The 24,579-nt window shown below is 61.1% G+C and carries 20 protein-coding genes and 2 pseudogenes; 14 read left to right on the top strand and 8 right to left on the bottom strand.

The window, feature by feature from the left end; translation table 11 throughout:
• Positions 1 to 411 precede the first annotated feature (411 nt).
• From mexE to JFT44_RS25245, 3 genes are read left to right on the top strand one after another with little or no spacing between them, the layout of a single operon-like run.
• A complete protein-coding gene (gene mexE, locus JFT44_RS25255) occupies positions 412 to 1,656 on the top strand; it encodes a multidrug efflux RND transporter periplasmic adaptor subunit MexE (protein WP_057959775.1) in 1,245 nt (414 codons plus the stop codon).
• 15 nt (positions 1,657 to 1,671) lie between these two features.
• Positions 1,672 to 4,851 (top strand): efflux RND transporter permease subunit, encoded by a 3,180-nt coding sequence (locus JFT44_RS25250; protein ID WP_198831352.1) that lies wholly within the window; start codon positions 1,672 to 1,674, stop codon positions 4,849 to 4,851.
• Positions 4,848 to 6,263 carry an efflux transporter outer membrane subunit gene (locus JFT44_RS25245; RefSeq protein ID WP_057959735.1) on the top strand — a complete coding sequence of 472 codons (1,416 nt, stop codon included), beginning with the start codon at positions 4,848 to 4,850 and terminating at the stop codon, positions 6,261 to 6,263. Before JFT44_RS25250 ends, JFT44_RS25245 begins: the two co-directional genes overlap by 4 nt.
• 151 nt (positions 6,264 to 6,414) lie before the next feature.
• Here the strand turns inward: JFT44_RS25245 and JFT44_RS25240 are convergent, their stop codons facing one another.
• On the bottom strand, positions 6,415 to 7,431 hold the full coding sequence (locus JFT44_RS25240; RefSeq protein ID WP_057440114.1) for an AraC family transcriptional regulator: 1,017 nt from the start codon (positions 7,429 to 7,431) through the stop codon (positions 6,415 to 6,417).
• A gap of 189 nt (positions 7,432 to 7,620) precedes the next feature.
• On the opposite strand from JFT44_RS25240, the gene efeU reads away from it, so the two are divergent.
• From efeU to JFT44_RS25215, 5 genes are all read left to right on the top strand, one after another.
• On the top strand, positions 7,621 to 8,454 hold the full coding sequence (efeU, locus tag JFT44_RS25235; RefSeq protein WP_198831351.1) for an iron uptake transporter permease EfeU: 834 nt from the start codon (positions 7,621 to 7,623) through the stop codon (positions 8,452 to 8,454).
• Positions 8,455 to 8,463: 9 nt separating this feature from the next.
• Entirely contained in the window at positions 8,464 to 9,660 is a 1,197-nt protein-coding gene (efeO, locus tag JFT44_RS25230; protein WP_198831350.1) for an iron uptake system protein EfeO, read from the top strand.
• Positions 9,661 to 9,674: 14 nt separating this feature from the next.
• Positions 9,675 to 10,964 (top strand): iron uptake transporter deferrochelatase/peroxidase subunit, encoded by a 1,290-nt coding sequence (gene efeB / locus JFT44_RS25225; protein ID WP_057959776.1) that lies wholly within the window; start codon positions 9,675 to 9,677, stop codon positions 10,962 to 10,964.
• Positions 10,965 to 10,987: 23 nt separating this feature from the next.
• Entirely contained in the window at positions 10,988 to 11,800 is an 813-nt protein-coding gene (gene efeO, locus JFT44_RS25220) for an iron uptake system protein EfeO (protein WP_169961022.1), read from the top strand.
• Positions 11,801 to 12,136: 336 nt separating this feature from the next.
• A complete protein-coding gene (locus tag JFT44_RS25215; RefSeq protein ID WP_057444795.1) occupies positions 12,137 to 13,333 on the top strand; it encodes an MFS transporter in 1,197 nt (398 codons plus the stop codon).
• Here the strand turns inward: JFT44_RS25215 and pssA are convergent.
• Positions 13,330 to 14,673, bottom strand: a complete 1,344-nt coding sequence (pssA, locus tag JFT44_RS25210) for a CDP-diacylglycerol--serine O-phosphatidyltransferase (RefSeq protein WP_169961020.1) — start codon at positions 14,671 to 14,673, stop codon at positions 13,330 to 13,332. The genes JFT44_RS25215 and pssA overlap by 4 nt on opposite strands.
• A 125-nt stretch (positions 14,674 to 14,798) precedes the next feature.
• Between pssA and JFT44_RS25205 the strand changes: the two genes are divergently transcribed.
• Positions 14,799 to 15,362 (top strand): TetR/AcrR family transcriptional regulator, encoded by a 564-nt coding sequence (locus tag JFT44_RS25205; protein ID WP_198831349.1) that lies wholly within the window; start codon positions 14,799 to 14,801, stop codon positions 15,360 to 15,362.
• A 44-nt stretch (positions 15,363 to 15,406) separates the two neighbouring features.
• On the top strand, positions 15,407 to 15,886 hold the full coding sequence (locus tag JFT44_RS25200) for a nuclear transport factor 2 family protein (protein WP_057440109.1): 480 nt from the start codon (positions 15,407 to 15,409) through the stop codon (positions 15,884 to 15,886).
• Between the two features lie 52 nt (positions 15,887 to 15,938).
• Here the strand turns inward: JFT44_RS25200 and JFT44_RS25195 are convergent, their stop codons facing one another.
• From JFT44_RS25195 to JFT44_RS28805, 3 genes are read right to left on the bottom strand one after another with little or no spacing between them, the layout of a single operon-like run.
• The gene (locus JFT44_RS25195) at positions 15,939 to 17,096 is read right to left on the bottom strand and encodes a PQQ-dependent sugar dehydrogenase (protein ID WP_198831348.1); all 1,158 of its coding nucleotides are present in this window, start codon (positions 17,094 to 17,096) and stop codon (positions 15,939 to 15,941) included.
• Positions 17,097 to 17,114: 18 nt separating this feature from the next.
• Positions 17,115 to 17,432: a hypothetical protein gene (locus JFT44_RS25190; RefSeq protein WP_169961018.1), complete on the bottom strand. Its 318-nt coding sequence runs from the start codon at positions 17,430 to 17,432 to the stop codon at positions 17,115 to 17,117.
• Positions 17,433 to 17,442: 10 nt separating this feature from the next.
• Positions 17,443 to 17,748: a hypothetical protein gene (locus JFT44_RS28805; protein ID WP_233098428.1), complete on the bottom strand. Its 306-nt coding sequence runs from the start codon at positions 17,746 to 17,748 to the stop codon at positions 17,443 to 17,445.
• Here JFT44_RS28805 and JFT44_RS25185 point away from each other — a divergent pair.
• Positions 17,684 to 17,815 (top strand): annotated as a pseudogene (locus JFT44_RS25185) (Ku protein); the annotation flags it as partial. The gene JFT44_RS28805 and the pseudogene JFT44_RS25185 overlap by 65 nt on opposite strands.
• A gap of 1 nt (position 17,816) precedes the next feature.
• Positions 17,817 to 18,155 (top strand): annotated as a pseudogene (gene ligD / locus JFT44_RS25180) (ATP-dependent DNA ligase); the annotation flags it as partial.
• A gap of 31 nt (positions 18,156 to 18,186) precedes the next feature.
• On the opposite strand, the gene lpxO reads toward ligD, so the two are convergent.
• Both lpxO and JFT44_RS25170 read right to left on the bottom strand, forming a co-directional pair.
• Positions 18,187 to 19,086: a lipid A hydroxylase LpxO gene (gene lpxO / locus JFT44_RS25175; RefSeq protein ID WP_057440106.1), complete on the bottom strand. Its 900-nt coding sequence runs from the start codon at positions 19,084 to 19,086 to the stop codon at positions 18,187 to 18,189.
• Between the two features lie 284 nt (positions 19,087 to 19,370).
• Entirely contained in the window at positions 19,371 to 20,714 is a 1,344-nt protein-coding gene (locus JFT44_RS25170; protein ID WP_057440105.1) for an LPS O-antigen chain length determinant protein WzzB, read from the bottom strand.
• A gap of 406 nt (positions 20,715 to 21,120) precedes the next feature.
• Here JFT44_RS25170 and JFT44_RS25165 point away from each other — a divergent pair, with 406 nt between their 5' ends.
• Positions 21,121 to 21,531 carry a TIGR03067 domain-containing protein gene (locus JFT44_RS25165; protein ID WP_198831347.1) on the top strand — a complete coding sequence of 137 codons (411 nt, stop codon included), beginning with the start codon at positions 21,121 to 21,123 and terminating at the stop codon, positions 21,529 to 21,531.
• A gap of 126 nt (positions 21,532 to 21,657) precedes the next feature.
• Here JFT44_RS25165 and JFT44_RS25160 read toward each other — a convergent pair whose 3' ends face one another.
• Positions 21,658 to 22,470 carry a bifunctional 2-polyprenyl-6-hydroxyphenol methylase/3-demethylubiquinol 3-O-methyltransferase UbiG gene (locus tag JFT44_RS25160; RefSeq protein ID WP_057440103.1) on the bottom strand — a complete coding sequence of 271 codons (813 nt, stop codon included), beginning with the start codon at positions 22,468 to 22,470 and terminating at the stop codon, positions 21,658 to 21,660.
• A 470-nt stretch (positions 22,471 to 22,940) separates the two neighbouring features.
• On the opposite strand from JFT44_RS25160, the gene JFT44_RS25155 reads away from it, so the two are divergent.
• Positions 22,941 to 24,527, top strand: coding sequence for an ABC-F family ATPase (locus tag JFT44_RS25155; protein ID WP_071610063.1), 1,587 nt, complete (start codon positions 22,941 to 22,943; stop codon positions 24,525 to 24,527).
• Positions 24,528 to 24,579: the final 52 nt, after the last annotated feature.

Here is a 24,579-nt window from a genome sequence, read left to right as displayed (position 1 = left end):
TATCGGCGCTTTGGTGAAGGGGTGGGGCGAAGTCTCCCACGGTCTGTACTGGCTAGAGTCAGATGCTGGCTTTTAGTCCCACCACCCCTACAAGTCTAACCATACAAGCTGGCTTGCCTGCGATAGCGGTAGGTCAGTCGACACATCCCTACTTGACCCTCCGCTATCGCGGGCAAGCCCGCCCACAGGGTGATCTCTTTAGGGCAGGATTTCTTGGTTGGTTGCAGTTCGCGCAACGGTGTCTTGTCATCAATGGGATTGATAGCCCCCTAACGAAACCCCCATCCTAGAGGGCTTGCCCGGCCCTTATATCATTCCGAATGATAGTTACCTTTGTTTCATTCGATTCGTGAGCGAGCACGCTGCCGAGCATGATCCGCCCATCTCAAATACATTTGGCGGATGCACCTCATGGAACAGTCACTCAAACATTTGCGCTATCCCCTGGCCCTTTTGGCCGTGCTGGTGATGAGCGCATGCGGCAAGGCCCCCGAGCAAGCGGCCGCCATGCCCGCCAGCAAAGTCAGCGTTGCCAAGGTCCTGGAACAACCGGTCAATGAATGGGACGAGTTCACCGGCCGCCTGGAAGCCCCGGAAACCGTACAGATCCGCCCACGCGTGTCGGGTCAGATCGACCAGGTCGCCTTTACCGAAGGCGCACTGGTGAAAAAAGGCGACCTGCTGTTCCAGATCGACCCGCGTCCGTTCCAGGCTGAAGTCCGCCGCCTGGAAGCCCAGCTTCAACAAACCAAAGCCGCCGCATCGCGCAGTGACAACGAGGCCCAGCGTGGCGAGCGCTTGCGCCAGAGCAATGCGATTTCCGCCGAACTGGCCGACTCGCGCACCACCGCCGCCCAGGAAGCCCGCGCCGCGGTGGCCGGGATCCAGGCGCAACTGGACCTGGCCCGCCTGAACCTCAGTTTTACCCGCGTCACCTCGCCCATCAGTGGCCGTGTCAGCCGCGCCGCAATCACCGCCGGCAACCTGGTCACCGCCGATGTCACCGAGCTGACCAGCGTGGTCTCCACCGACAAGGTCTACGCCTACTTCGACGCCGACGAGCGCGTGTACCTCAAGTACACCGAACTGGCGCGCCAGGGCCGTCGCGGCGCCACCACCCCGGTGTACCTGGGCCTGTCCAATGAAGACGGCAACCCGCACCTGGGCCAGATGAACTTTGTCGACAACCAGGTCAACCCGGCCACCGGTACCATCCGCGGCCGCGCGGTGTTCGATAACAGTGACGGGCGTTTCACCCCCGGCCTGTATGCGCGCCTCAAGTTGGTCGGCAGCGGCACCTACTCTGCCGTGCTGATCACCGACGAAGCCGTGGGCACCGACCTGGGCAAGAAGTTTGTGCTGGTGATGGACGCCGACAACAAGTCCGCCTACCGCGCCGTGGAACTGGGGCCGAAGATCGAAGGCTTGCGCATCGTGCGCAGCGGCCTGAGCAAGGACGACACCATTATCGTCAAAGGCCTGCAGCGGGTACGTCCGGGTTCGCCGGTTGCCCCAGAAACCATCCCGATGGCCAGCCAGGCAACCCTCGCCGCCCTGGCCCAACAACGACAAGCGCTTGAAGCCAGCAACCTGGAGCAAGTGGCGCCGGATAAAGCCGCGCCCAAGCTCGCCAGTGTCGCGATTCCACGCGGTTAAGGGACTACACACCAGATGAATTTTTCCAAGTTCTTCATATCGCGGCCGATATTCGCAGCGGTGCTATCGCTGCTGATTCTGATCGCCGGCGCGATCTCGCTGTTCCAACTGCCGATCAGCGAATACCCGGAAGTGGTACCGCCAACCGTGGTGGTGCGCGCCAACTTCCCCGGCGCCAACCCCAAGGTCATCGGCGAAACCGTGGCCTCGCCGCTGGAACAGGCGATCACCGGCGTCGAGAACATGCTCTACATGTCCTCGCAGTCGACCGCCGACGGCAAGCTCACCCTGACCATCACCTTCGCCCTGGGCACCGACCTGGATAACGCCCAGGTACAGGTGCAAAACCGTGTGACGCGCACTCAGCCCAAACTGCCTGAGGAAGTGACGCGCATCGGGATTACCGTGGACAAGGCCTCCCCCGACCTGACCATGGTCGTGCACTTGACCTCCCCGGACCAGCGCTACGACATGCTCTACCTGTCCAACTACGCGATCCTCAATATCAAGGATGAATTGGCGCGGCTGGGCGGCGTGGGTGACGTGCAGTTGTTCGGCATGGGCGATTACTCCCTGCGGGTGTGGCTGGACCCGAACAAGACCGCCTCGCGCAACCTGACTGCCACGGATGTGGTGACCGCGATCCGCGAACAGAACCGCCAGGTGGCCGCCGGTGCCCTGGGCGCGCAGCCTGCGCCCAACGACACCAGCTTCCAATTGTCGGTCAATACCCAGGGCCGCCTGGTCACCGAGGAAGAGTTCGAAAACATCGTGATTCGCGCCGGCGACAACGGTGAAATCACGCGCCTCAAGGACATCGCCCGTGTTGAGCTGGGCTCCAGCCAATATGCCCTGCGCTCGCTGATCGACAATCAGCCGGCGGTGGCGATTCCGATCTTCCAGCGCCCAGGCTCCAATGCCATCGACATCTCCAATGATGTGCGCAGCAAGATGGCCGAGCTGAAAAAGAGCTTCCCCGAAGGCATGGACTACCGCATCGCCTACGACCCGACCGTGTTTGTGCGCGGCTCGATCGAGGCGGTGGTGCACACCTTGTTCGAGGCGTTGATCCTGGTGGTGCTGGTGGTGATCCTGTTCCTGCAGACCTGGCGTGCGTCGATCATCCCCCTGGTCGCGGTGCCGGTGTCGTTGATCGGCACCTTTGCGGTGATGCACCTGTTCGGCTTCTCCCTCAATGCGCTGTCGCTGTTCGGCCTGGTGCTGGCCATCGGCATCGTGGTGGACGACGCCATCGTGGTGGTGGAGAACGTCGAACGTAACATCGAGCTGGGCCTGGAGCCCTTCCCGGCCACCGAAAAAGCCATGAGCGAAGTGACCGGGCCGATCATTGCCACGGCGCTGGTGCTGTGTGCGGTGTTTATTCCGGCCGCCTTTATCAGTGGTTTGACCGGGCAGTTCTACAAGCAGTTTGCCCTGACCATCGCCATCTCCACCGTGATCTCGGCATTCAACTCCCTGACCCTGTCGCCGGCCCTGGCAGCGGTCTTGCTGCGCAGCCATGACGCGCCGAAAGACCGGTTCTCCAGGTTCCTCGACAAGCTCTTCGGTGGCTGGCTGTTCCGCCCGTTCAACCGCTTCTTCGAAAAGGCTAGCCATGGTTATGTAGGCACCGTGCGCCGGGTGATTCGCGGCACCGGTATCGCGCTGTTCGTGTATGGCGGCCTGATGGTGCTGACCTTCTTCGGCTTTGCCCACACACCGACCGGTTTCGTACCGGCCCAGGACAAGCAATACCTGGTGGCCTTCGCCCAGTTGCCGGACGCCGCCAGCCTGGACCGCACCGAAAACGTGATCAAGCGCATGTCCGACATCGCCTTGAAACAGCCCGGCGTGGAAAGCGCCATCGCTTTCCCGGGCCTGTCGATCAACGGGTTCACCAACAGCCCGAACAGCGGCATCGTGTTCGTAACGTTGAAACCGTTCGGCGAGCGTAAAGATCCAAGCATGTCCGCCGGGGCGATTGCCGGAGCGCTGAACGGCAAGTACGCCGATATCCAGGAAGCCTACATGGCGATCTTCCCACCGCCGCCGGTACAGGGCCTGGGCACTATCGGCGGGTTCCGCCTGCAGGTCGAAGACCGTGGCAACCTGGGCTACGAGGAACTGTACAAAGAAGTGCAGAACGTCATCGCCAAGAGCCACAACGTGCCGGAACTGTTTGGCCTGTTCACCAGCTACACGGTCAACGTGCCCCAGGTCGATGCTGCTATCGACCGGGAAAAGGCCAAGACCCACGGCGTGGCGATCAGCGACATCTTCGACACCCTGCAGATCTACCTGGGCTCGTTGTATGCCAACGACTTCAACCGCTTTGGCCGGACCTATCAGGTCAACGTGCAGGCTGAACAGCAGTTCCGCCTGGACCAGGATCAGATCGGCCAATTGAAAGTGCGCAACAACAAGCGCGAGATGATCCCGCTGGCGACCTTTATCAAGGTCAGCGACACCTCGGGGCCGGACCGCGTGATGCACTACAACGGCTTTATCACCGCCGAGATCAACGGCAACGCTGCACCCGGCTACAGCTCGGGCCAGGCAGAGGCAGCGATCGAAAAACTGCTCAAAGAGGAACTGCCCAACGGCATGACCTACGAGTGGACCGACCTGACGTACCAGCAAATCCTTTCGGGCAACACCGCGCTGTTCGTGTTCCCGCTCTGCGTACTGCTGGCGTTCCTGGTACTGGCCGCCCAGTACGAAAGCTGGAGCCTGCCACTGGCGGTGATCCTGATCGTACCGATGACCCTGCTATCGGCCATTACCGGGGTGATTCTGTCCGGTGGCGACAACAACATCTTTACCCAGATCGGCTTGATCGTACTGGTGGGACTGGCCTGTAAGAACGCGATTCTGATCGTCGAGTTCGCCAAGGATAAACAGGAAGAAGGCCTCGACCCGCTGGCTGCGGTGCTGGAAGCCTGCCGCCTGCGTCTGCGGCCGATCCTGATGACCTCGTTCGCCTTCATCATGGGCGTGGTGCCCCTGGTGTTCTCCAGCGGTGCCGGTGCCGAGATGCGTCATGCCATGGGCGTGGCGGTGTTCTCCGGGATGATCGGGGTGACCTTCTTCGGCCTGTTGCTGACGCCGGTGTTCTACGTGTTGATCCGCCGTTATGTGGAGCGCAGCGAAGCACGCAAAGCGGCCAAGGCCTTGCAGCTGGAGACACAGCAATGAGTGTGAAAGTGTTCCTGCCGAGCCTGCTGGTACTGGCGCTCGCCGCCTGTGCCGTCGGCCCGGACTATAAAGCCCAGCAGTTGGAGGCGGCCAATATCACGGCCGCCACCGATGCCAAGCAGTACGACCACGCCAAGTTCGAAGGCATCTGGTGGCAGCAGTTCGAGGACCCGATCCTCAACCAGTTGGTGACCCAATCGTTGAGCGGCAACCGAGACCTGCGGGTAGCGTTTGCCCGCCTGCGAGCTGCCCGGGCGATTCGCGATGACGCCAGCAATGACGCGATGCCGACCATCACCAGCCGTGCCAGCAGCGATTTGGCCAAGGGCCAGATCCCAGGCCAGACCACCCGCCGGGTCAATAGCGAACGCTATGACCTGGGCCTGGACATGGCTTGGGAACTGGACCTGTTTGGCCGCATCCAGCGCAACCTCGAAGCCAGTGACGCTGACCAGCAGGCTGCCGAAGCCGACCTCTATCAACTGCAGGTCAGCATGATTGCCGAACTGGTGGACGCCTACGGCCAACTGCGCGGGGCGCAACTGCGGGAAAAAATCGCCCTGGCCAACCTGAAGAACCAGCAGGATTCGCGCACCATCACCGAAAGCCTGCGCGATGCCGGCGTCGGCGACCAACTGGACGTGGTGCGTGCCGATGCGCGCCTGGCAGCGGTCGAAGCCAGCGTGCCGCAATTGCAGGCCGAGCAGGTGCGCGAGCGCAATCGCATCGCCACCCTCCTCGGCCAGCGCCCGGACAAACTCAGCGTGGACCTGAGCCCGGCCAACCTGCCGGCGATTGCCAAGGCCTTGCCGATTGGTGACCCGGGGCAGTTGCTGCAACGGCGCCCGGACATTCTCAGTGCCGAACGCAAACTGGCGGCCGCCACCGCGCGAATCGGCGTGGCCAAGGCCGACCTGTTTCCACGGGTCAGCCTCAGTGGTTTCCTCGGGTTTACCGCTGGCCGTGGCTCGCAGATCGGCTCATCCGCCGCCAATGCCTGGGCCCTGGGCCCGAGCATCACCTGGGCCGCCTTTGACCTGGGCAGCGTACGCGCCCGCTTGCGCGGTGCGGATGCCGAAGCCGATGGCGCCCTGGCCACCTACGAGCAGCAAGTGCTGCTGGCGTTGGAAGAGTCAGAGAACGCCTTCAGCGACTACGGCAAGCGGCAGCAGCGCCTGGTGTCGCTGATCCGCCAGAGCGAATCGAGCCGTGCCGCGGCCGACCTGGCGCAGATTCGCTACCGCGAAGGCACCGCCGACTTCCTCGTGCTGCTCGACGCCCAGCGTGAACGCCTGGCGGCCGAAGACGCCCAGGCCCTGGCCGAAGTGGACCTGTATCGCGGCATCGTGGCGATCTACAAGGCGTTGGGTGGCGGCTGGCAGCCGGAGACGGTGGTCGCCAGCGCAAAATGATTTAAAGAGCTCCTTTGGTTGGTCGCATCCAACCAATTTTTGCCCCGTGGTCCATTCGGTCACGGGGCTTTTTTTGCCTGCGTGAAACCGGTCAAACCCTGTGCTTAAAGACGGTCACAAAGATCAAAGGTGGGAGCTGCGCTGATCTGACTCAGCTGGATTCCGTGAGGATCAAGCTGCGGTAATGCCCGGGATTGGAGCCCGACCATTTACGAAAGGCCTTGTAGAACGAGCTCACATCGGCAAAACCCAGGCGGCTGGCGATCTCGGCGAAGCTGATATCGGCCTCGGCCAGCCACACCACTGCCAGCTCCTTGCGCACGCTGTCCTTGAGCCCCTGGTACGTCTGCCCTTCTTCGGCCAAGCGCCGACGCAGCGTCGAGGCAGACATGCACAACTCATGGGCCAGACTGTCGGTTTCCGGCCACTGTTGGGCCGGGCGCTGGCGCAGGTCGTGTTTGATGCGCATCGCCAGGCTGTCCGGGTCGCGGTATTTGACCAGGATGTTGGCGGGCGCCTGGGCCAGGAAGCGCTTGAGTTCCTCGGGGCTGCGCTTGACCGGCAGGTCGAGGCAGTCTGCCGAAAAGATCATGCGGGTACGGGTGCGATCAAAACGCAGGTTGTCGGAAAACATCACCTGGTAATCATCACAAAATGCCGGCTGCGCACTGCGCAATTCGATGGCCAGGATCGGGATGCGTCGGCCGGCCAGCCAGCAGGCGACGCCGTGGACGATCATCCAGTAGCAAAAGTAGGTAAACGCGCGCCGTGGTTCCGGCTCAGGTTCCAGCAGCACGATTTCCGCCAGGCTTTGCTGACGCACCAACTGCGCGGGAAGGTGCTCAAGCATCAACGACAGGAAGCCCAGACCGGTTTCCAGGGCCTCGCCCAGGGTGGGCTGGGCCATGGAGGCACGACACAAAAACCCCAGGCTGCCCGACTTCAACTTGCGCGGGTCCATGCCAAAGAACTCATCATCCCGGCGCCGCGCCAGCAAGCGCCAGAGCCGCGCGTACGCCAGCGCCGGAACCCGGGCGGCGGGCTGCTCCAGCAACGCGGGGTCGATCCCGACCTTGCTCAGGGCCTCCCACGTCGCCGCACCGGGGGCGCAACTCTGCAACAGGGCTTCACGAACCAGGTGGATGGAGATTGTGTCTTTTTCCGACATGGGCCAGGGCTCAATCTTGTAGGTCGGCCATTGTAGGAGCGTGTTGGCTTGTAAGGAACACATACCCCACGCAGCAACGACATAGAGGGCTGTTCAGGCCGCGTTCAGAAAACGTCAAGATCCTCTGTTTAGCAATGAGTATCATTATGTTACAACTTAGCACCCTAACTAATTACGTTGCGGTGCCCGATGCTCGTCCCCTTTCTCATCATGCTGCGCGAAGGCATTGAAGCCGCATTGATCGTTGGCATCATCGCCAGCTACCTGCAACAGACCGGCCGTGGCCAATGGATGCCAGCGGTATGGATCGGCGTATTTCTCGCCGCCGCTTTGGCCCTGCTGGTCGGCGGTGGCCTGGAGTTGGTCAGCGCCGAGTTCCCGCAAAAACAGCAAGAGCTGTTCGAAGGCATTGTCGGCCTGGTCGCCGTGGGGATTCTCAGCTCCATGGTGTTCTGGATGCGCAAGGTCGCACGCTCGATCAAGCACTCCCTGCACCAGTCCCTGGATCATGCGTTGGCCGGCTCGCGCAACCAGGTGCTTGCCCTGATCGCCATGGTGTTTTTCGCCGTGGCCCGTGAAGGCCTGGAGACGGTGTTCTTCTTGCTGGCGGTGTTCCAACAGAGCGAAGGCCCCGCCGCGCCCATCGGCGCCCTGCTCGGCCTGGTGCTGGCGATCATCGTCGGGTTCCTGATCTACAGCGGCAGCATGCGCCTGAACCTCGGTGCGTTCTTTCGCTGGACCGGGCTGTTCATCCTGGTGGTGGCCGCCGGGATCCTCGCCAACTCGGTGCAGGCCCTGCATGAAGCCGGGGTGTGGAACCACCTGCAAGGCGTGCTGTTCGATTTCAGCGCAACCCTGCCGATGGATGGCCCGCTGGGCTCGGTGCTGGCCGGCATGTTCGGCTACCAGGACGCACCGACCGTCAGCACCCTGGGCGCCTACCTGATTTACCTGGTGCTGGCGCTGGCGATGTTCTTTATGCCCGCCGCGCCGATAACCCCTTCTTCCGTCTCCAGCCAGTAAGGTCGTCCCTTGCCAAACCCAGCCCCTGCCTCACCACCCCGCGCGTTGCGTTGGGCGGTCGCCGGTTCGGTGATCGTGATGATCGCCGCCGGCGGCCTGTTCTACTACGCCGCGCAATTGGCCGCCGCCAAGCGCCAGGTCAATCACAACGAAATCGCCGTGATCATCCACGCCCACGCCTGCGAACCCAACGCCCTGACCGTACCGGCGGGCCGTGCGAGTTTTCGCATCATCAACCGTTCGGATCGCGCGGTGGAGTGGGAAATCCTTGACGGCGTGCTGGTGGTCGAAGAGCGCGAAAACATTGCGCCGGGCTTGAGCCAGGTGATCAACGCCAACCTGCTGCCGGGCGACTACGCCATCACCTGCGGCCTGTTGAGCAACCCACGCGGCACCCTGCATGTAACCCCGACGGCCGAGTCTGACGCCCAGGCCAAAGCCAAGCCCTCGATGGTGGCCTTTATCGGCCCGCTGTCGGAGTTTCGCGTGTACCTGAGCAGCCAGGGTGGCGCTTTGATCAAGGCCGTCAGCGCCCTTGAACAAGCGATTGCCGCCGGCGACCTGGCCCAGGCCCAGGCCCTGTACCTGCCGGCTCGCGAGGCTTACCAACAACTGGCCCCGGCGGCCCAGCGCCTGGCCGAGCTGGACAACGCGATCAATGCCCGCGCCGATTACTTCGAGAAGCGTGAACAAGACCCGGCCTTCAGCGGCTTCCATCGCCTGGAATACGGCCTGTTCGAGCAGCACACTCTCGGCGACCTGACACCGATTGCCCAGCGTCTGCTGGCCGATGTCACCACCCTCAAGCAACAGTTGTTGGCGCAGTCGCTGCCGCCCGAGCAACTGGTAAGCGTCCTGGTGCGCAACCTCAACAGCCTGGCCGACGTGCGCGCCGCCAGTGGCGAAGAGGAGCGCTACAGCCACCTCGACCTCAACGGTTTTGCCGCCAACCTGACGGTGACGCGCAAGGTGGTGGACCTGATGCGGCCGCTGTTGACCAAGTCCGCCGCCGACCTGCTGCCGGGAATTGATAGCGCGATCAACGCCTTCGCCGCGCAACTCGACGACTTGCAGGTCGATGGCCATTACCGCAGCTACAACCGCGTTACCGCCGCTCAGCGCCAGCTGATCGCCGACAAGGCCAAGGCTCTGGCCGCCGCACTCGATGGAATCGACCCAGCCCTTGGCCTCTCCGGCCTTAAGTGAAGACGACCAAACACATGAGTGATTCACCACAGTTCAACGCCCAACGCCGCCGTGTGTTGCTCGGGATGGCCGCCACCGGCGCCGCGATTGCCGGCAGCAGCCTCAGTTGCCCGGCAATGGCAGCCGGCGCAGCCCAGGTCACCACCGCGCCCAGCAGCGAAAAAACCCAGGACCACCAGGCCTTCCACGGCAAGCACCAGAGCGGCATCGTCACCCCCCGCCCGGCCTGCGGCATGCTGGTAGCGTTCGACGTCCTGGCCAGCGACCGCGAAGACCTGGAGCGCCTGTTTCGCACCCTCAACCAGCGCATCCGTTTTTTGATGACCGGCGGCAGCGTGCCGCAAGTCGACCCGAAACTGCCGCCCAGCGACTCCGGGATCCTCGGCCCGGTGGTCAGCCCGGATAACCTGACCATCACCGTATCGGTGGGTGAATCGCTGTTCGACGAGCGTTTCGGCCTGGCCGCCGCCAAACCCAAGCGCCTGATCCGCATGGTCGGCTTCCCCAACGACGCCCTGGAACCGGCGCAGTGCCACGGTGATTTGAGCCTGCAGTTCAGCTCCAACACCCCCGACACCAATATCCACGCCCTGCGCGATATCGTGAAAAACCTGCCGGACCTGCTGCTGGTGCGCTGGAAACAGGAAGGCAGCGTACCGCCCCAGGCCCCTGCCCGTGCCGGGCAACCGGCGCAGAGCGCACGCAACTTCCTGGGCTTTCGCGATGGCTCGGCCAACCCCGACTCCAACGACACCAAAACCATGGACCAACTGGTCTGGGTCCAGCCCGGCAGTGATGAGCCCGCGTGGGCCGCCCATGGCAGCTACCAGGCGGTACGGATCATCCGCAATTTCGTCGAACGCTGGGACCGCACGCCCTTGCAGGAGCAGGAAAGCATCATCGGCCGGATCAAGACCAGCGGCGCGCCCATGGACGGTCACAGCGAAGCCCAGGTGCCCGACTACAGCAAGGATCCGGCCGGCAAACTGACCAAGCTCGATGCCCATATCCGCCTGGCCAACCCGCGCACGGCCGCGACCCAGGCCAACCTGATCCTGCGTCGGCCATTCAACTACTCCAACGGCGTCAACAAGAACGGCCAGCTGGACATGGGCCTGTTGTTTATCTGCTATCAGGCGGACCTGGAGAAAGGCTTTATCAGCGTACAAACCCGGCTCAATGGCGAGCCCCTGGAGGAATACCTCAAGCCAGTGGGCGGCGGGTATTTCTTCACCTTGCCGGGCGCCACCGGGCCGCAGGATTTCATCGGCCGAACCTTGCTGCACAGCACTGCCAAGACCTAACCCTCCACAGCGGAAACCGCCCTATGAACATGTCGTCTCTTGCGTTGTTATTGAGCCTTTCTCCGCTCGCGGCCTTTGCCGCGCCGGCGCCCCTGGATCTGGTGGGCCCGGTGTCGGACTACAAGATCTATGTCACCGACAAGATCGAGGAACTGGTGACCCAGACCCAGGCCTTCACCGACGCGGTGAAAAAAGGTGACCTGGCCACCGCGAAAAAACTCTACGCGCCCACCCGCGTTTACTACGAATCCATCGAGCCCATCGCCGAGCTGTTCAGCGACCTCGATGCATCGATCGACTCACGGGTCGACGACCACGAAAAAGGTGTGAAAGCCGAAGACTTCACCGGCTTCCACCGCATTGAATACAGCCTGTTTGCCGAAAACACTACCCAGGGCCTGGGCGCCCTTGCCGACGGCTTGAACACGGACGTCAAGGATCTGCAAACCCGCGTTGCCGGTCTGACCTTCCCGCCGGAAAAAGTCGTCGGCGGCGCTGCCGCATTGCTCGAAGAAGTGGCCGCCACGAAGATTTCCGGCGAAGAAGACCGCTACAGCCACACCGACCTGTATGACTTCCAGGGCAATATCGATGGAGCGAAAAAAATCGTCGACCTGTTCCGTGGGCAGATCGAACAGCAGGACAAGGCGTTTTTGGCCAAGGTCGACAAGAACTTCGCCACGGTGAACACCATCCTGGCCAAATACAAAACTGCCGATGGCGGCTTTGAAACCTACGACAAGGTCAAGGAAAGCGACCGCAAGGCCCTGGTGGGCCCGGTCAACACCCTGGCCGAAGACCTGTCGACCCTGCGTGGCAAACTGGGTTTGAACTGACACCTCAACGCTAGCGGCTCTGAGCCTGACCCACCGCCATCGCGGGCAAGCCCGCTCCCACAGGGGTCTCAGCGAGCAGAAAATGTTCGCCACACCACAAATCAAATGTGGGGGCTCAAAGGTGCAGAAAATGTTCGCCACACCACAATCAAATGTGGGAGCTGGCTTGCCTGCGATGGCGGTGATTCAATCACCGCCCAGAGTGACTGAAGCACCGCCATCGCAAGCAAGCCCACTCCCACAGCTGTAGATCCCTATCATCCGGGTTAATCGCGCTGTGCGTTTAACCGTCTTACCTATAACGTTCCATAGATTCCCACTCACGGAAGATTTCCCATGCCTCATTCGGCCACCCGCCTTGATGCCGCTCCGCCCACTCCCTTCAACCTGCGCCCCCTGCTGCTGGCTAATATGGCCTGCACCATGGCGATGATGGCGTTTGTCTCGCTGATCGGCCCCATCGCGCGGGTGCTGGGGCTGGCGACCTGGCAGGCCGGCGCGGCGGTGACGGTGTCCGGTGTGATCTGGATGCTTTTGGCGCGGCCCTGGGGCCAGGCCAGTGATCGCCTGGGTCGGCGGCGCGTGCTGTTGCTGGGCACCGGGGGCTTCACCCTGGCCTATTGGGCCCTGTGCGTGTTTATCGACGCCTCCCTGCAACTGCTGCCCTCGGCCATGCTGGCATTTATCGGGCTGGTGCTCGGGCGCGGGTTGATCGGGGTGTTTTACGCGGCGATCCCAGTGGGGGGCTATGCGCTGATCGCGGACAATATCGAGCCGGCCCATCGCGCCAAGGCCATGGCCTCGCTGGGGGCGGCCAACGCCTGTGGCCTGGTGTTGGGCCCGGCGATTGCCGCGCTGCTGGCCCGCCACAGCCTGAGCCTGCCGTTTTATGTGATGGCGCTGCTGCCGATGCTCGGGTTTCTGGTGTTGCTGATGAAGCTGCCGCGCCAGGAATTGCACCTCAAGCAACCGCCCAAGGCCGTCAACCTCTCGGACCCACGCTTGCGCCGGCCATTGGTGGTGGCCTTTGCGGCGATGCTCTGCGTGTCGATTGCCCAGATCACGGTGGGCTTTTTTGCCCTGGATCGCCTGCAGATGAACCCCGCCGACGCTGCACAAACCGCCGGGATCGCCCTGACCATGGTCGGCCTGGCCTTGATCTGCTCGCAATTGCTGGTGCGCAAGCTGGAATGGCCACCCCTGCGGCTGATCCGCGTCGGCGCGCTTGTTTCGGCCCTGGGGTTTGCCGGGAGCATGTTCGCCGATACGGCGTGGATCCTATGGCTGTGTTTCTTCGTCTCGGCGGCCGGCATGGGCTGGATCTTCCCATCGTTCGCCGCCCTGGCGGCCAACGCGGTGGACGCCTCGGAACAAGGCGCCACTGCCGGGTCGGTGGGGGCGGCGCAAGGGCTGGGTGTGGTGGTCGGGCCGCTGGCCGGGACCCTGATCTATGCCGTCGAACCGCGGCTACCCTACCTGGTCGCCGCTGCCCTGCTGTTGCTCATTGCACTCTGGCCGGCACCGCGCCACTAGAGGATCCGGTAAAGCAAGCGCTCGACTCGGACGCGACTGACCCGGCGCAGGAACTTGCCGACGGCTTCGGGGTAATCCACCAGTGTCTGCAACTGCTGGTAGCCCTGGATCCGCGTGGCGTGCTGGAAAATGTCCTCCAGCTCGCGGCGCCGTGGCGCCAGCCACTGGCCCTGGGGATCGTCGATCAGCAAGGCGTTTTCCAGGTCCAGGCGAAAGGCCCGGGGGTTGAGGTTATTGCCGGTGAGCAAGGTATAGCGTTCGTCGACCCACATGCCCTTGAGGTGATAGGTGTTATCCCCGTCGCGCCACAGGTGCAGGTTGAGTTGGCCACTGTCGATCATGCGCTGGTGGCGCTTGGCAAAGCGGCGCAGGCTGATTTCGTAGAGATACGGCAGCGCGGCGATGATTTTGAAAGGCTCGCTGGGCGGGATGTAGAAGTCGTTGGCGGTCTTGTCGCCGACGATGATGTCGATCTTCACCCCACGGGCCAGGGCCCGGTTGATTTCCCGGGTCACCGGCAGCGGCAGGTTGAAATACGGGGTGCAGATGGTCAACTGCTGCTGGGCACTGGCGATCAGCTCGCAGATCACCCGGCTCAGCGGGTTGTTCTTGCCCACTCCCAACAACGGGCTGACCGACAACCCACCAATCCCAGCCTGGCCGGCCGTGGTGTCATAGGTCGCGTGCTTGAGCCGGCTGCGCAGGTCGCCGATGTCATTGCGCAGGCTGCGGGTGGTGGGCAGGTTGGGCAGGTCCAGGCGGTGTACCGCCTTGGCCGCCACCAGGCCGTGTTCCACCAGGTGCTGCATGGAGTCGGCCAATGGCTTGTTGTGGATCAGGTGATAGCGGTCGAAGCGGTATTTATCGAACTTGTGCAGATACACATTGTTCAGGCTGGCGCCGCTGTACAGCACGCTGTCGTCGATCACGAAGCCCTTCAGATGCAGCACGCCAAACAGCTCGCGGGTCTGCACCGCCACCCCATACACCGGCACATGTGTCGGATGTGACTGAGTCATTGCCTGGTACCAGGCGCTGTTGCCCGGCTGCTTGCCCGCACCGATCAACCCGCGCTGGGCACGCAGCCAATCCACCATCACCACAATATCCAGTTCGGGCCGTGCGGCCTTGGCGGCGTGCAGCGCGTCAAACACCTCCTGGCCCGCTTCGTCCTGTTGCAGGTACAACGCGACGATGTAGATGCGGTGTTGGGCCTGGGCGATTTGCTCCAGCAGGCAGCGGCGAAACTCGGCGGCGCCGGACAGCACCTCAATCGCGTCGGTGGCCAGGGGGAAACCGCGCAACTTGGGCAACAGGGAACGTTTGAATAACGACGGCATAGGGCTCGCAATGATCGAATCCGAAGAGCCCGAGAGCTTACACCATGGGGGGTCCTCAGGTCTGCCCACTGGCCACTGAAAATAATTGATTGACCAAGAAGAACGATCGTTCTACTGTTTGCAGTATGAACAATATGACCAGCAGTGAAACCCGCGACATTATTCTGGACGTCACCGAAAAGTTGATCTATCGGCACGGCATTGCGGCCACCGGTATGGATCTGTTGGTGAAAACCGCCGGCGTCTCCAGGAAAAGTATCTACCGCTACTTTGCCAATAAGGACGAACTGGTGATCGCCGCCCTGCAGCGGCGCGATGAACGTTGGTTGCAATGGCTGCGCAGCGAGGTCGAGCAATACGCCGGCAGCGGCGCCCGCTTGCTCGGCGTGTTCAGCGCTCTGAAGACCTGGTTCGACTCTGCGGACTTTCGCGGCTGCGCCTTTATCAACACCAGCGGCGAAACCGGTAACCCGCAAGACCCGGTACGTTTACTGGCCAAGGCACACAAACAGAAACTGTTCGAGTATTTGCTTGAACTGTGCGAGGCACATGGCACCCCGGCCCCGGAGCAGCAGGCCGCGCAACTGCTGATCCTGGTCGATGGCGCCATTACCATCGCCCTGATCATGGGCGATGTCACCGCCGCTGATAATGCGCAATGCATGGCGCAGAACTTATTGGCACTTTGAAAGTTGTACGGGTTTAACAACTAACGATCCAAAGGAGCAGTCAAATGACCGCCAATGCACACGTGCGTCCGCCCTTACCGCCCTTCACCGAGCAATCGGCCATTGAAAAGATCCGTCTCGCCGAAGACGGCTGGAACTCCCGTGACCCGCAACGCGTGTCGCTCGCCTACACCCTGGACACCCAGTGGCGTAACCGCGCCGAGTTCGCCCATAACCGCGAGCAGGCCAAGGACTTCCTGACGCGCAAATGGGCCAGGGAACTGGACTACCGCTTGATCAAGGAGTTGTGGGCGTTTACCGGCAACCGCATCGCGGTGCGTTATGCCTATGAATGGCACGACGATTCCGGCAACTGGTTCCGCTCCTACGGCAACGAGAACTGGGAGTTCGACCAGGACGGTCTGATGTCCAATCGGCATGCGTGCATCAATGACATGCCGATCAAGGAAAGCGAACGCAAGTTCCACTGGCCGCTGGGACGGCGCCCGGATGATCATCCGGGGCTGTCCGAACTGGGGCTGTAACCTTGTAGGAGCCGGGGGGGCGTCCAGTCCTTGCCGGCTCCTGCAATGCCCGTCAATCCTGCTTCAACCCCACCTGATACAACACGCCATCCTCCTCATCCGTGAGTACGTACAGGAAACCATCCGGGCCCTGGCGTACATCGCGGATGCGCGCCTTCAGTTCGCCCAACAGACGCTCTTCGTGGACCACCTTGTCGCCCTCGAACTGCAGGCGAATCAGTTCCTGGCTGGCCAGGGCGCCGATAAACAGGTTGTGCTGCCAGGCTTTGAAGCGGTCAGCGTCGTAGAACGCCATGCCGCTGATGGCCGGTGACTTTTCCCACACATGATGGGGGCCGACCGTGCCTTCGGCTGTCTTGCCACGGGCCTCGGGAATCGGCAGCAAGGAATAGTTGATGCCGTGGGTCGCCAGGGGCCAGCCATAGTTCTTGCCACGTTCGATGATATTGATTTCATCGCCGCCACGCGGGCCGTGTTCGTTCTCCCAGAGGGTGCCGGTCCACGGGTTCAGCGCCGCGCCCTGGGGGTTGCGCTGGCCATAGGACCAAATCTCCGGCCGCGCTCCCGGCTGGCCGACAAACGGATTGTCATCCGGCACGCGGCCATCCGGGTAGATGCGCACCACCTTGCCTTGCAGCTTGTCCAGGTCCTGAGCCGTGGGCCGATCGTTGTTCTCGCCCAGGGTCACAAACAGGTAGCCGTCTCGGTCAAACACCAGACGCGAGCCAAAGTGATTACCGGTAGAGAGCTTGGGCTCCTGGCGCAGGATCACCTGGAAGTCCTTGAGGCCGCTCAAGTCATCGCTCAAACGGCCACGGCCTACCGCCGTGCCGGCCGTACCGCCCTTGCCGCCACCTTCGGCGTAGGACAGGTAGACCAGGCGGTCTTCCTTGAAATCCGGTGACACCACCACATCCAGCAAACCGCCCTGCCCTTTGGCCCAGACCTGCGGCACGCCACTCAACGGCGCCGATAATTTGCCATCACTGCTCACATAGCGCAGCGCGCCCGGCCGCTCGGTGACCAGGAAACCTTGCTTGTCGGGCAAAAACGCCACCGCCCAGGGATGGTCCAGGCCTTTGACAATCGGGGTCGCGGTGAGGCTGCCTTGCTCGCTGGGGAACTGGCGGGTCTCGGCGGCCAACGCGGGCAGCGCGCTTGCCAGGGCGGCAGCGCAGCAGGTCGCTAAAAGGGTTTTGCGTAGAAACATACGTGGGGTTCCTTGCGTTCAGGGCCGGCGATTGCCATTGGCATCTTGTGTCGGGGCTGAAGGTTGGGTGGCAGGGCGTGTGGGCGCTGCATCACGTTGCGGATAGCGATTGCCGATACCGCCGTTTTCCAGGGTCGGCGGCCGCGGTACCGGCGCGGTGTAGGTACCGCGGGCGGCGGGCGTATTGGGCTGGGTGCCCTGCATGCTATTGGGATTGGCCCGCTTGATCGGGCTGTTATACGGGTTGTTATTGCCGGGCAGGTTTTGCGCCTGCAACCCGCCACTCAAGGCAAGGCCCAGGGCCAGTACTGCAAGGCTGCGTGTACGGCTGTTCATGACAAAACCTCTATAGGGCGAGGAATACCTGCATTCGATAACACGCTACGCCCTGGGTTCGGATTTGGTAACTAAATACTTTCCAGGCAGGTGTAACACGGCTTTTCGAATGCCCCTGTGCCAACCGGCCGACAGCCGAAACTTTTGCCAGCGGCTGCAGGTCACCTGAAGACCATTCCCCATCAGAAAGCTCGGCTATGCCACGGGCAATATGGAAAGGCGCAATCAGCTTCGGCTTGGTACACATCCCCGTGTCGCTGGTCTCGGCCACCTCGGCCCAGGGCGTGGATTTCGACTGGCTGGACAAACGCAGCATGGACCCCGTGGGCTATAAGCGCATCAACAAGACCACCGGTAAGGAGGTCACCAAGGACAACATCGTTGGCCATTGCGCTGTTCATGACACAGCAACTGCCGGAGCGTTTTACCGCCACCAGCGGCCCCAAAAACCGCATCGGCAAGATCTTTATCGACTACCTGCGCAATGGCCGCGGTGCCAGCACCGTCGCCGCCTATTCGGTACGTGCCCGCCCGGGGCTGCCGGTTTCCGTGCCCATCAGCCGAGATGAACTCGACAGCCTGCGCAGCGCCCAGCAATGGAATGTGACGAATTTGCAGGCGCGCTTAAACAGCCTGAAAGCCGATCCCTGGGCGGGTTATGCCAACCGCCAGCGGCTCAGCAAGAAGATGTGGCAGAAACTGGGGGCCCAGCCGCCTGAATAGAGCCCCCCGCCGGTGGCAAGGGGGCTGATGTTCAGATCAGGATAAAAATCACTGCCAAACCGGCAAAGATCGCCCACTTTTCCAGGTAATAGCGGGTGCGGTTACGCTTTTTCAGCTCCTTGCCCCGCAAGCGGATCTTGTACAGGCGGGTAAAGGCGCGGTTCAAGCCACCGGTCTTGTCCCCGGCATCATTGGGTGAGCCGGCGGCCGCCATGACGTTGCGGCTGAACCAGCGATTGAACGCAGCCGCCCAACGATATTTCATCGGCCGCTCAATATCGCAGAACAGAATGATGCGGTTTTGCGCCGTGGTGTTTTCGGCGTAGTGGATGTAGGTCTCATCGAACATCACCGCCTCGCCGTCACGCCAGTAATAATTCTCACCGTCCACGTTGATGTAGCAGCCTGGATCGTTGGGCGTATCCAGCCCCAGGTGGTAGCGATAGGAGCCAGCATAAGGATCGCGGTGGCGGACCAGCCTGGAACCTGGCGGCAGTTCGGCAAACATCGCCGCCTTGATCGAACCGATACTTTGCACCAGCTCGGTAGTGCGCGGGCACAGCTTCATGGCCGAGGGGTGACTGTCGCCGTACCACTTGAGGTAGAAACGCTTCCAGCCCGATTTGAAAAACGAGTTGAAGCCCACGTCATTGTATTGGTCGGAGCGCTTGATCTCGCCGGCGCGCATCAGGTTCTGGCCTTCCTCGCGGATCTCCTGCCAATGCTCCTGGAGCGGGCTCAGGTCGGGGAAGTCACTGGGGGCAAGGTACGGCCGGCCGGGCAGCTTGGAGAACAGGTAAAGGAAGCAATTGACCGGGGCGAGGAAGGTGGAGTGGTCGCTTAATTGACGGCCCAGCTTATGTCGCACTCGGCCACGCAGATGGACATACGCAATGGACGCAACGTACAGAGCAACAATAATGAGTTTCACGGGAATTCGTCACATATCAGAAGAGTACAGGCTGCTCCGCCAGGCCCTACCGGGCTGAGGATGGAAAATGCAGCACCTGAAATCACAATTCATTAACAGACCCACGACCGTCTTGGAGACAATTCGGATAGTGGCCAATGGCAGTTATTTTAGCCATAGTTTGTAACCAAAGGTTAACTAAGAATTGTGAAAAGGTGTCTTCCGACTGTATAGCCGCGCCACCTCGAACGGGCGGTGGCGGGAGTGCCGGGCTGCGACGCAGCCCGGGAAAGGTCCGGTGTGACTCAGCCCAATGGCGAGTCATCCTTGCGTTCACGCCGGGTAAAACGGTCATCGTCCAGGCCTGAATAGGCCACAGTCTGGCGCCGCGTCAGGACCAGATGGCGAACCAGCGCAACGAACATCCCCAGCAGCAAGCCGACGGCCAGGCTCAATGCAACCACCAGGACTTTTTTCGGTTTGATCGGGCTCAGCGGCTCTTGCGCGCGCCGGTCAATGGTCACCAGTTTCAACGCACTCATATCAATATTCAGGCCACGCAGGCGTGCCACTTCAGCACGCAAGGGCTCGACGTCCTGCAGGAAAATATCTTCATTGCCCCGCCGCTTCATGACTTCGACTTGGCGATTGACCTCCAGCAGTTGCAGCTCCTTGCCGATTTCCGCAACACGGCTATTGGTGAAGTCGTCATTGGTACGCTGCTGCAGGGCCGTACGCTCGGCTTCCAGGGCATCGGTGCCGAGGAAGTACAGGGGAATCTGCTGGTTATTGACCTCGGTACGCATCACCTGACTGGAGCCACTACGCCCGGCATCGGCCATGGACGAAGGTGTGGTCGGGTTCTTGATGCCCATGGACTTGGCAATCGAGATCGCTTCATTCAACTCTGCCAGGCGGTTGGAACGCTGCATTTTCATCTGCAGGCGCAAGGCACTGAGTTCATCTTCCAGCTGTGCGCGTTTGAGCTTGTCGCCCTCCAGCAGCTTGGCGATCTTCGATTCCTTGTCGGTTTCATAATTGGAGCGCGCCGCGTCAATCTTGCCCTTGAGCTCGGTAAGGCGGTTGTTGACGATCACCTTGAGGTCGGCGCCCACCTGCTCACGCTCTGCGGCAATGGCGTAATCAACAAAGCCGTTGAGAATCGCCACCCCGTCAATGTCCGTGGGGTATTGCAGTTCAAGACGAATATAGCTGCTCAGGGAGTCGGATTTTTTCGGATCGGGCAGGATCAGCTTGATCGAGTTACGGTTGAACGCTTCGAAACTCTGTTCAAGGCTGCGCCCTGGCTCCTGAAACGCCTGGAACAACGCGGGGTTGGCCTTGAAGAAGCTCAGTCGTGCGTCATACGAATCCAGTTGCGCGCCGACTTTGGCCAGTGCGTCCGCTGGTGGCAATTTGTAGACTTCGGAGCGATTGAGGGCATCCAGCTCATTGATAGCCGCCGGGCGCAGCACGCTGCTGACCTGATACTCACGGGGCGCCAGCAACGCGTAGCCAACGCCAATCACGCCGGCAAACAGGGTACAACCGATGACCAGTTTCTTTTGTCGCCAGATTGAGTGGAACAGATCAAATAAATCAATTTCATCGGACACCACGGGGGCTTGCACCTGGGGAGCTCTGTTCAAAATGGGGACACCCTTCTAAAAGTGGACGCTGGCTGCCCACTACACGGTAGATCTGAATAACCAACTGAAAATACAGGGACAACGCCCTGGATATAGCCAATACGACACGAGGCGACGGTTATCCGACCATTGCGTCACTGAAAAAATCCCTACCGCACTCAGATTGTTTTCCTTCAGAAAAAATAATGTCATATAAGGCATTGATCAGCGTAGACGACATATCGGAAACCACCGCGCTCACGATATGTCAGAATCGCTTTAAATATCTGCTGGCAAAGGAAAAAAACCGACCGCAGCACAACTTTGGGAAATTTCCTGCAAAATCTTTTAACGGAACTTGCTACGGAACATTTCTTGCTGTTGGCGGGCCCGCCATTTACATGTCGCATCAAAAAGGATTTTTTACATGCCCTCGTCCCCTTCCCGCTCCACGCCGTGCCCGACCGAAAAGGATAAACAAGCCCTGCAAGGCACCTGGGAACAAATCGCCCTGGAAGACAGCGGCATCGCCAACCCACCGGATGAACACAGTGCGCCCGGTGCGCTGACCACAATCGAGGGGGATCAGTTTCGGGTCATGACCCAAGATGGCGAGGTATTACTGCAGGGCAGTTTTACCCTGGACGCCAACACCACGCCCAAGAGCATCACCTGGATCGACGCCATCGGTGCCGACGCCGGAAAGCACCTGCCCGCCAGTTACACCCTGGATGATGAGCGCTTCGTGTTTATCGCGGCGGATGAAGGCATGCCCCGGCCGACGCGTTTCAGTACGACGCCAGGGCAGACAATGCGCACTTTCGTACGCCGGTCATGAACGGATGAGGGGCATTCGTTTTTGCGACAGGATTTTCACGAAGTATTCACGCTTGGCACGCTAGGTTAGACCCAACTCCTCAGATGAATCCCTTGGCCCGCCGCCCCAGCGGGCCTTTTTTTGCCTTCAGGCCGGGCGCTTGACGGCGGTCAGGGTGTAGCACATCGGCAGTTGCGCCGGCTGGTTCTCATACTGGTCGTAGAGCTCTTCGCGATTGGAGTGCGGGTACTCCTGCAGATGGCTGATCTGCAAGCCTGCCGCGATGGCCGCGCTGACAACCTCGCCTAAGGTGTGCACGAACCAGTAAGACGCCGCGGCTGCGCTGTTACTCGGACCTTCATAGACAATTGCCTCGTGCTGCACAAAAGGCTCGCGGCGAAAATATGAGGTGACCGGCAGCATCGGGTTCGGCGCTTCGGGGTCGAATACTTCCAGGATCGGATGAGTCTCGTAGATCACCAGCGTCCCGCCGTCTTTGAGGGTGCTGGCGACATGCCCCATGAATAGCCCGATATCCGGCATCCAACCCAACACCCCGATGGTGATCAGGGCGATATCAAAACGCCCCTGCAACCGCTCGGGCAAATGATGAATATCGGCTTCGATAAACTCGGGCGCATGGGGTGAGCGACTGGCCAGCTCCGCCGCCTGTGCCAGAAATGCATCGGACTGGTCGACCCCCACCACACTGCTGGCGCCCAGCCCATACAGCGACAGGCTTTCACGGCCGTTATTGCAACCCAGTTGCACGGCGTCCCGCCCCTTGACGCCCACCTGCATTAACAGGGTGGTCAGGGTGGGATCCAGGCAGGAAAAATCAGGCGCGCCGACATCCGCGAGCAGGCTTTGCCAGTGCTCGGTAGCTTTGTGGTGTTCGGCGGATTCGTTCCAGGCGGCCTTGTTGCTGGCGATTGCCTGTTGAGCAGACAGCGTGTCCATTGCGTCTCCAAACCATTGAACGTGCGCACCACGATGGCGATGAGCGCCGTCAAGAAAACAGAAGGGAGTTCGCCCCGCACCGACAGCCTCGCCATCCTTGAACCGGTAAAGAGCCATCACTGCAGGGCGAACGCTGGAAACTTAATCCACGGCCATTGCATGTTCAACTGTTAACAAACACAGATCGGACGGCCGATACAGTTTCGATACAACTCGATGCTTTTTGTAAGGATTTCCGCAAAAAAAAGACAAACCAGGCACTTCCAGCGGCCCGACACGCCTGCCTGTCATATAACTCACGCCGCACATATGCGACAATGCGCGCCAAATTCCAACATACACCCCATATTTTCTGCTCGGCGACTGGGCTTCACGCCTTGATGTCGCTGTTGACGCATGCCCGTTGGCCCGGGCTCCGAATGGGTCCCGGCCCAAATAAGCGCACCCCAAGCTATTGATAGGTAAAGTAATTGATCTCCACAGCTAACATCACCATGCAGTTCGGCGCCAAGCCGCTGTTTGAGAACGTCTCGGTCAAGTTCGGCGCCGGTAACCGTTATGGTTTGATCGGTGCCAACGGTTGCGGCAAGTCGACCTTCATGAAAATCCTCGGTGGCGATCTCGACCCGTCCGGCGGCCAGGTCATGCTGGAGCCGAACGTGCGCCTGGGTAAGCTGCGCCAGGATCAGTTCGCCTACGAAGAATTCAATGTCATCGACACCGTGATCATGGGTCACGAAGAGCTGTGGAAGGTCAAAGCCGAGCGCGATCGCATCTACTCGCTGCCAGAAATGAGCGAAGAAGACGGCATGGCCGTGGCCGAGCTGGAAACCGAGTTCGCCGAAATGGACGGCTACACCGCCGAATCCCGTGCCGGTGAACTGCTGCTGGGCCTGGGTATCGGCATCGAGCAACACTTCGGCCCGATGAGCGAAGTGTCTCCAGGCTGGAAGCTGCGCGTATTGCTGGCCCAGGCGCTGTTCTCGGATCCGGAAGTGCTGCTGCTCGACGAACCGACGAACCACCTGGACATCAACACCATTCGCTGGCTGGAAAACATCCTGACCCAGCGTAACAGCCTGATGATCATCATCTCTCACGACCGGCACTTCCTGAACAGCGTGTGCACCCACATGGCTGACCTGGACTACGGCGAGCTGCGCCTGTTCCCGGGCAACTACGACGAGTACATGACCGTGGCGACCCAGTCCCGCGAGCAGTTGCTGTCGGACAACGCCAAGAAGAAAGCGCAGATCTCCGAACTGCAATCGTTCGTCAGCCGCTTCTCGGCCAACGCCTCGAAAGCCAAGCAGGCCACTTCCCGCGCCAAGGCGATCGACAAGATCCAACTGGCCGAAGTCAAGCCTTCGAGCCGTGTGAGCCCGTTCATCCGTTTCGAACAGACCAAGAAACTGCACCGCCAGGCGGTCATCGTCGAGCGCATGGCCAAAGGCTTTGACGGCAAGACCCTGTTCAAGGACTTCAGCTTCCAGGTTGAAGCCGGCGAGCGCGTGGCGATCATCGGCCCGAACGGTATCGGCAAGACCACCCTGCTGCGCACCCTGGTCAACGAACTGACCCCGGACGCCGGTAGCGTGAAGTGGACCGATGCGGCCGAACTGGGCTACTACGCCCAGGACCACGCCCACGACTTCGAAGACGACGTCACCCTGTTCGACTGGATGGGCCAGTGGGCTCAGGGCGAACAAGTGATCCGCGGCACCCTGGGCCGCATGCTGTTCTCCAACGATGAGATCCTCAAGTCGGTCAAGGTCATCTCCGGTGGTGAGCAAGGTCGCATGCTGTTCGGCAAGCTGATCCTGCAAAAGCCCAACGTGCTGGTCATGGACGAACCGACCAACCACTTGGACATGGAATCCATCGAGGCGCTGAACCTGGCGCTGGAAAACTATCCGGGCACGCTGATCTTCGTCAGCCACGACCGTGAGTTCGTATCGTCCCTGGCCACCCGCATCATCGAGCTGAGCCCAAGCGGCGTGATCGACTTCAGCGGCACCTATGACGACTACCTGCGTAGCCAGGGCGTGGTGTTTTAAGGGCCGCCAATAGCGGTTAGCCACACGCTGCAAGTAAAAGCCCCGTCAGCAG

It is taken from the genome of Pseudomonas sp. MF5691 (genome assembly GCF_016405645.1).
Taxonomy (GTDB): Bacteria; Pseudomonadota; Gammaproteobacteria; order Pseudomonadales; family Pseudomonadaceae; genus Aquipseudomonas; species Aquipseudomonas shahriarae.
This window is presented reverse-complemented; position numbering and strand designations above follow the sequence as displayed.

Bases quoted from the DNA above. Each gene is read 5' to 3' on its own strand.
- JFT44_RS25240 (WP_057440114.1), bottom strand. From the start codon at position 7,431: ATGTCGGAAAAAGACACAATCTCCATCCACCTGGTTCGTGAAGCCCTG.
- mexE (WP_057959775.1), top strand. From the start codon at position 412: ATGGAACAGTCACTCAAACATTTGCGCTATCCCCTGGCCCTTTTGGCC.
- JFT44_RS25190 (WP_169961018.1), bottom strand. From the start codon at position 17,432: ATGAACAGCCGTACACGCAGCCTTGCAGTACTGGCCCTGGGCCTTGCC.
- JFT44_RS25205 (WP_198831349.1), top strand. From the start codon at position 14,799: ATGAACAATATGACCAGCAGTGAAACCCGCGACATTATTCTGGACGTC.
- efeB (WP_057959776.1), top strand. From the start codon at position 9,675: ATGAGTGATTCACCACAGTTCAACGCCCAACGCCGCCGTGTGTTGCTC.
- JFT44_RS25200 (WP_057440109.1), top strand. From the start codon at position 15,407: ATGACCGCCAATGCACACGTGCGTCCGCCCTTACCGCCCTTCACCGAG.
- JFT44_RS28805 (WP_233098428.1), bottom strand. From the start codon at position 17,748: ATGCTGCGTTTGTCCAGCCAGTCGAAATCCACGCCCTGGGCCGAGGTG.
- JFT44_RS25215 (WP_057444795.1), top strand. From the start codon at position 12,137: ATGCCTCATTCGGCCACCCGCCTTGATGCCGCTCCGCCCACTCCCTTC.
- JFT44_RS25245 (WP_057959735.1), top strand. From the start codon at position 4,848: ATGAGTGTGAAAGTGTTCCTGCCGAGCCTGCTGGTACTGGCGCTCGCC.
- JFT44_RS25160 (WP_057440103.1), bottom strand. From the start codon at position 22,470: ATGGACACGCTGTCTGCTCAACAGGCAATCGCCAGCAACAAGGCCGCC.
- efeU (WP_198831351.1), top strand. From the start codon at position 7,621: ATGCTCGTCCCCTTTCTCATCATGCTGCGCGAAGGCATTGAAGCCGCA.
- JFT44_RS25165 (WP_198831347.1), top strand. From the start codon at position 21,121: ATGCCCTCGTCCCCTTCCCGCTCCACGCCGTGCCCGACCGAAAAGGAT.
- JFT44_RS25250 (WP_198831352.1), top strand. From the start codon at position 1,672: ATGAATTTTTCCAAGTTCTTCATATCGCGGCCGATATTCGCAGCGGTG.
- efeO (WP_169961022.1), top strand. From the start codon at position 10,988: ATGAACATGTCGTCTCTTGCGTTGTTATTGAGCCTTTCTCCGCTCGCG.
- pssA (WP_169961020.1), bottom strand. From the start codon at position 14,673: ATGCCGTCGTTATTCAAACGTTCCCTGTTGCCCAAGTTGCGCGGTTTC.
- JFT44_RS25195 (WP_198831348.1), bottom strand. From the start codon at position 17,096: ATGTTTCTACGCAAAACCCTTTTAGCGACCTGCTGCGCTGCCGCCCTG.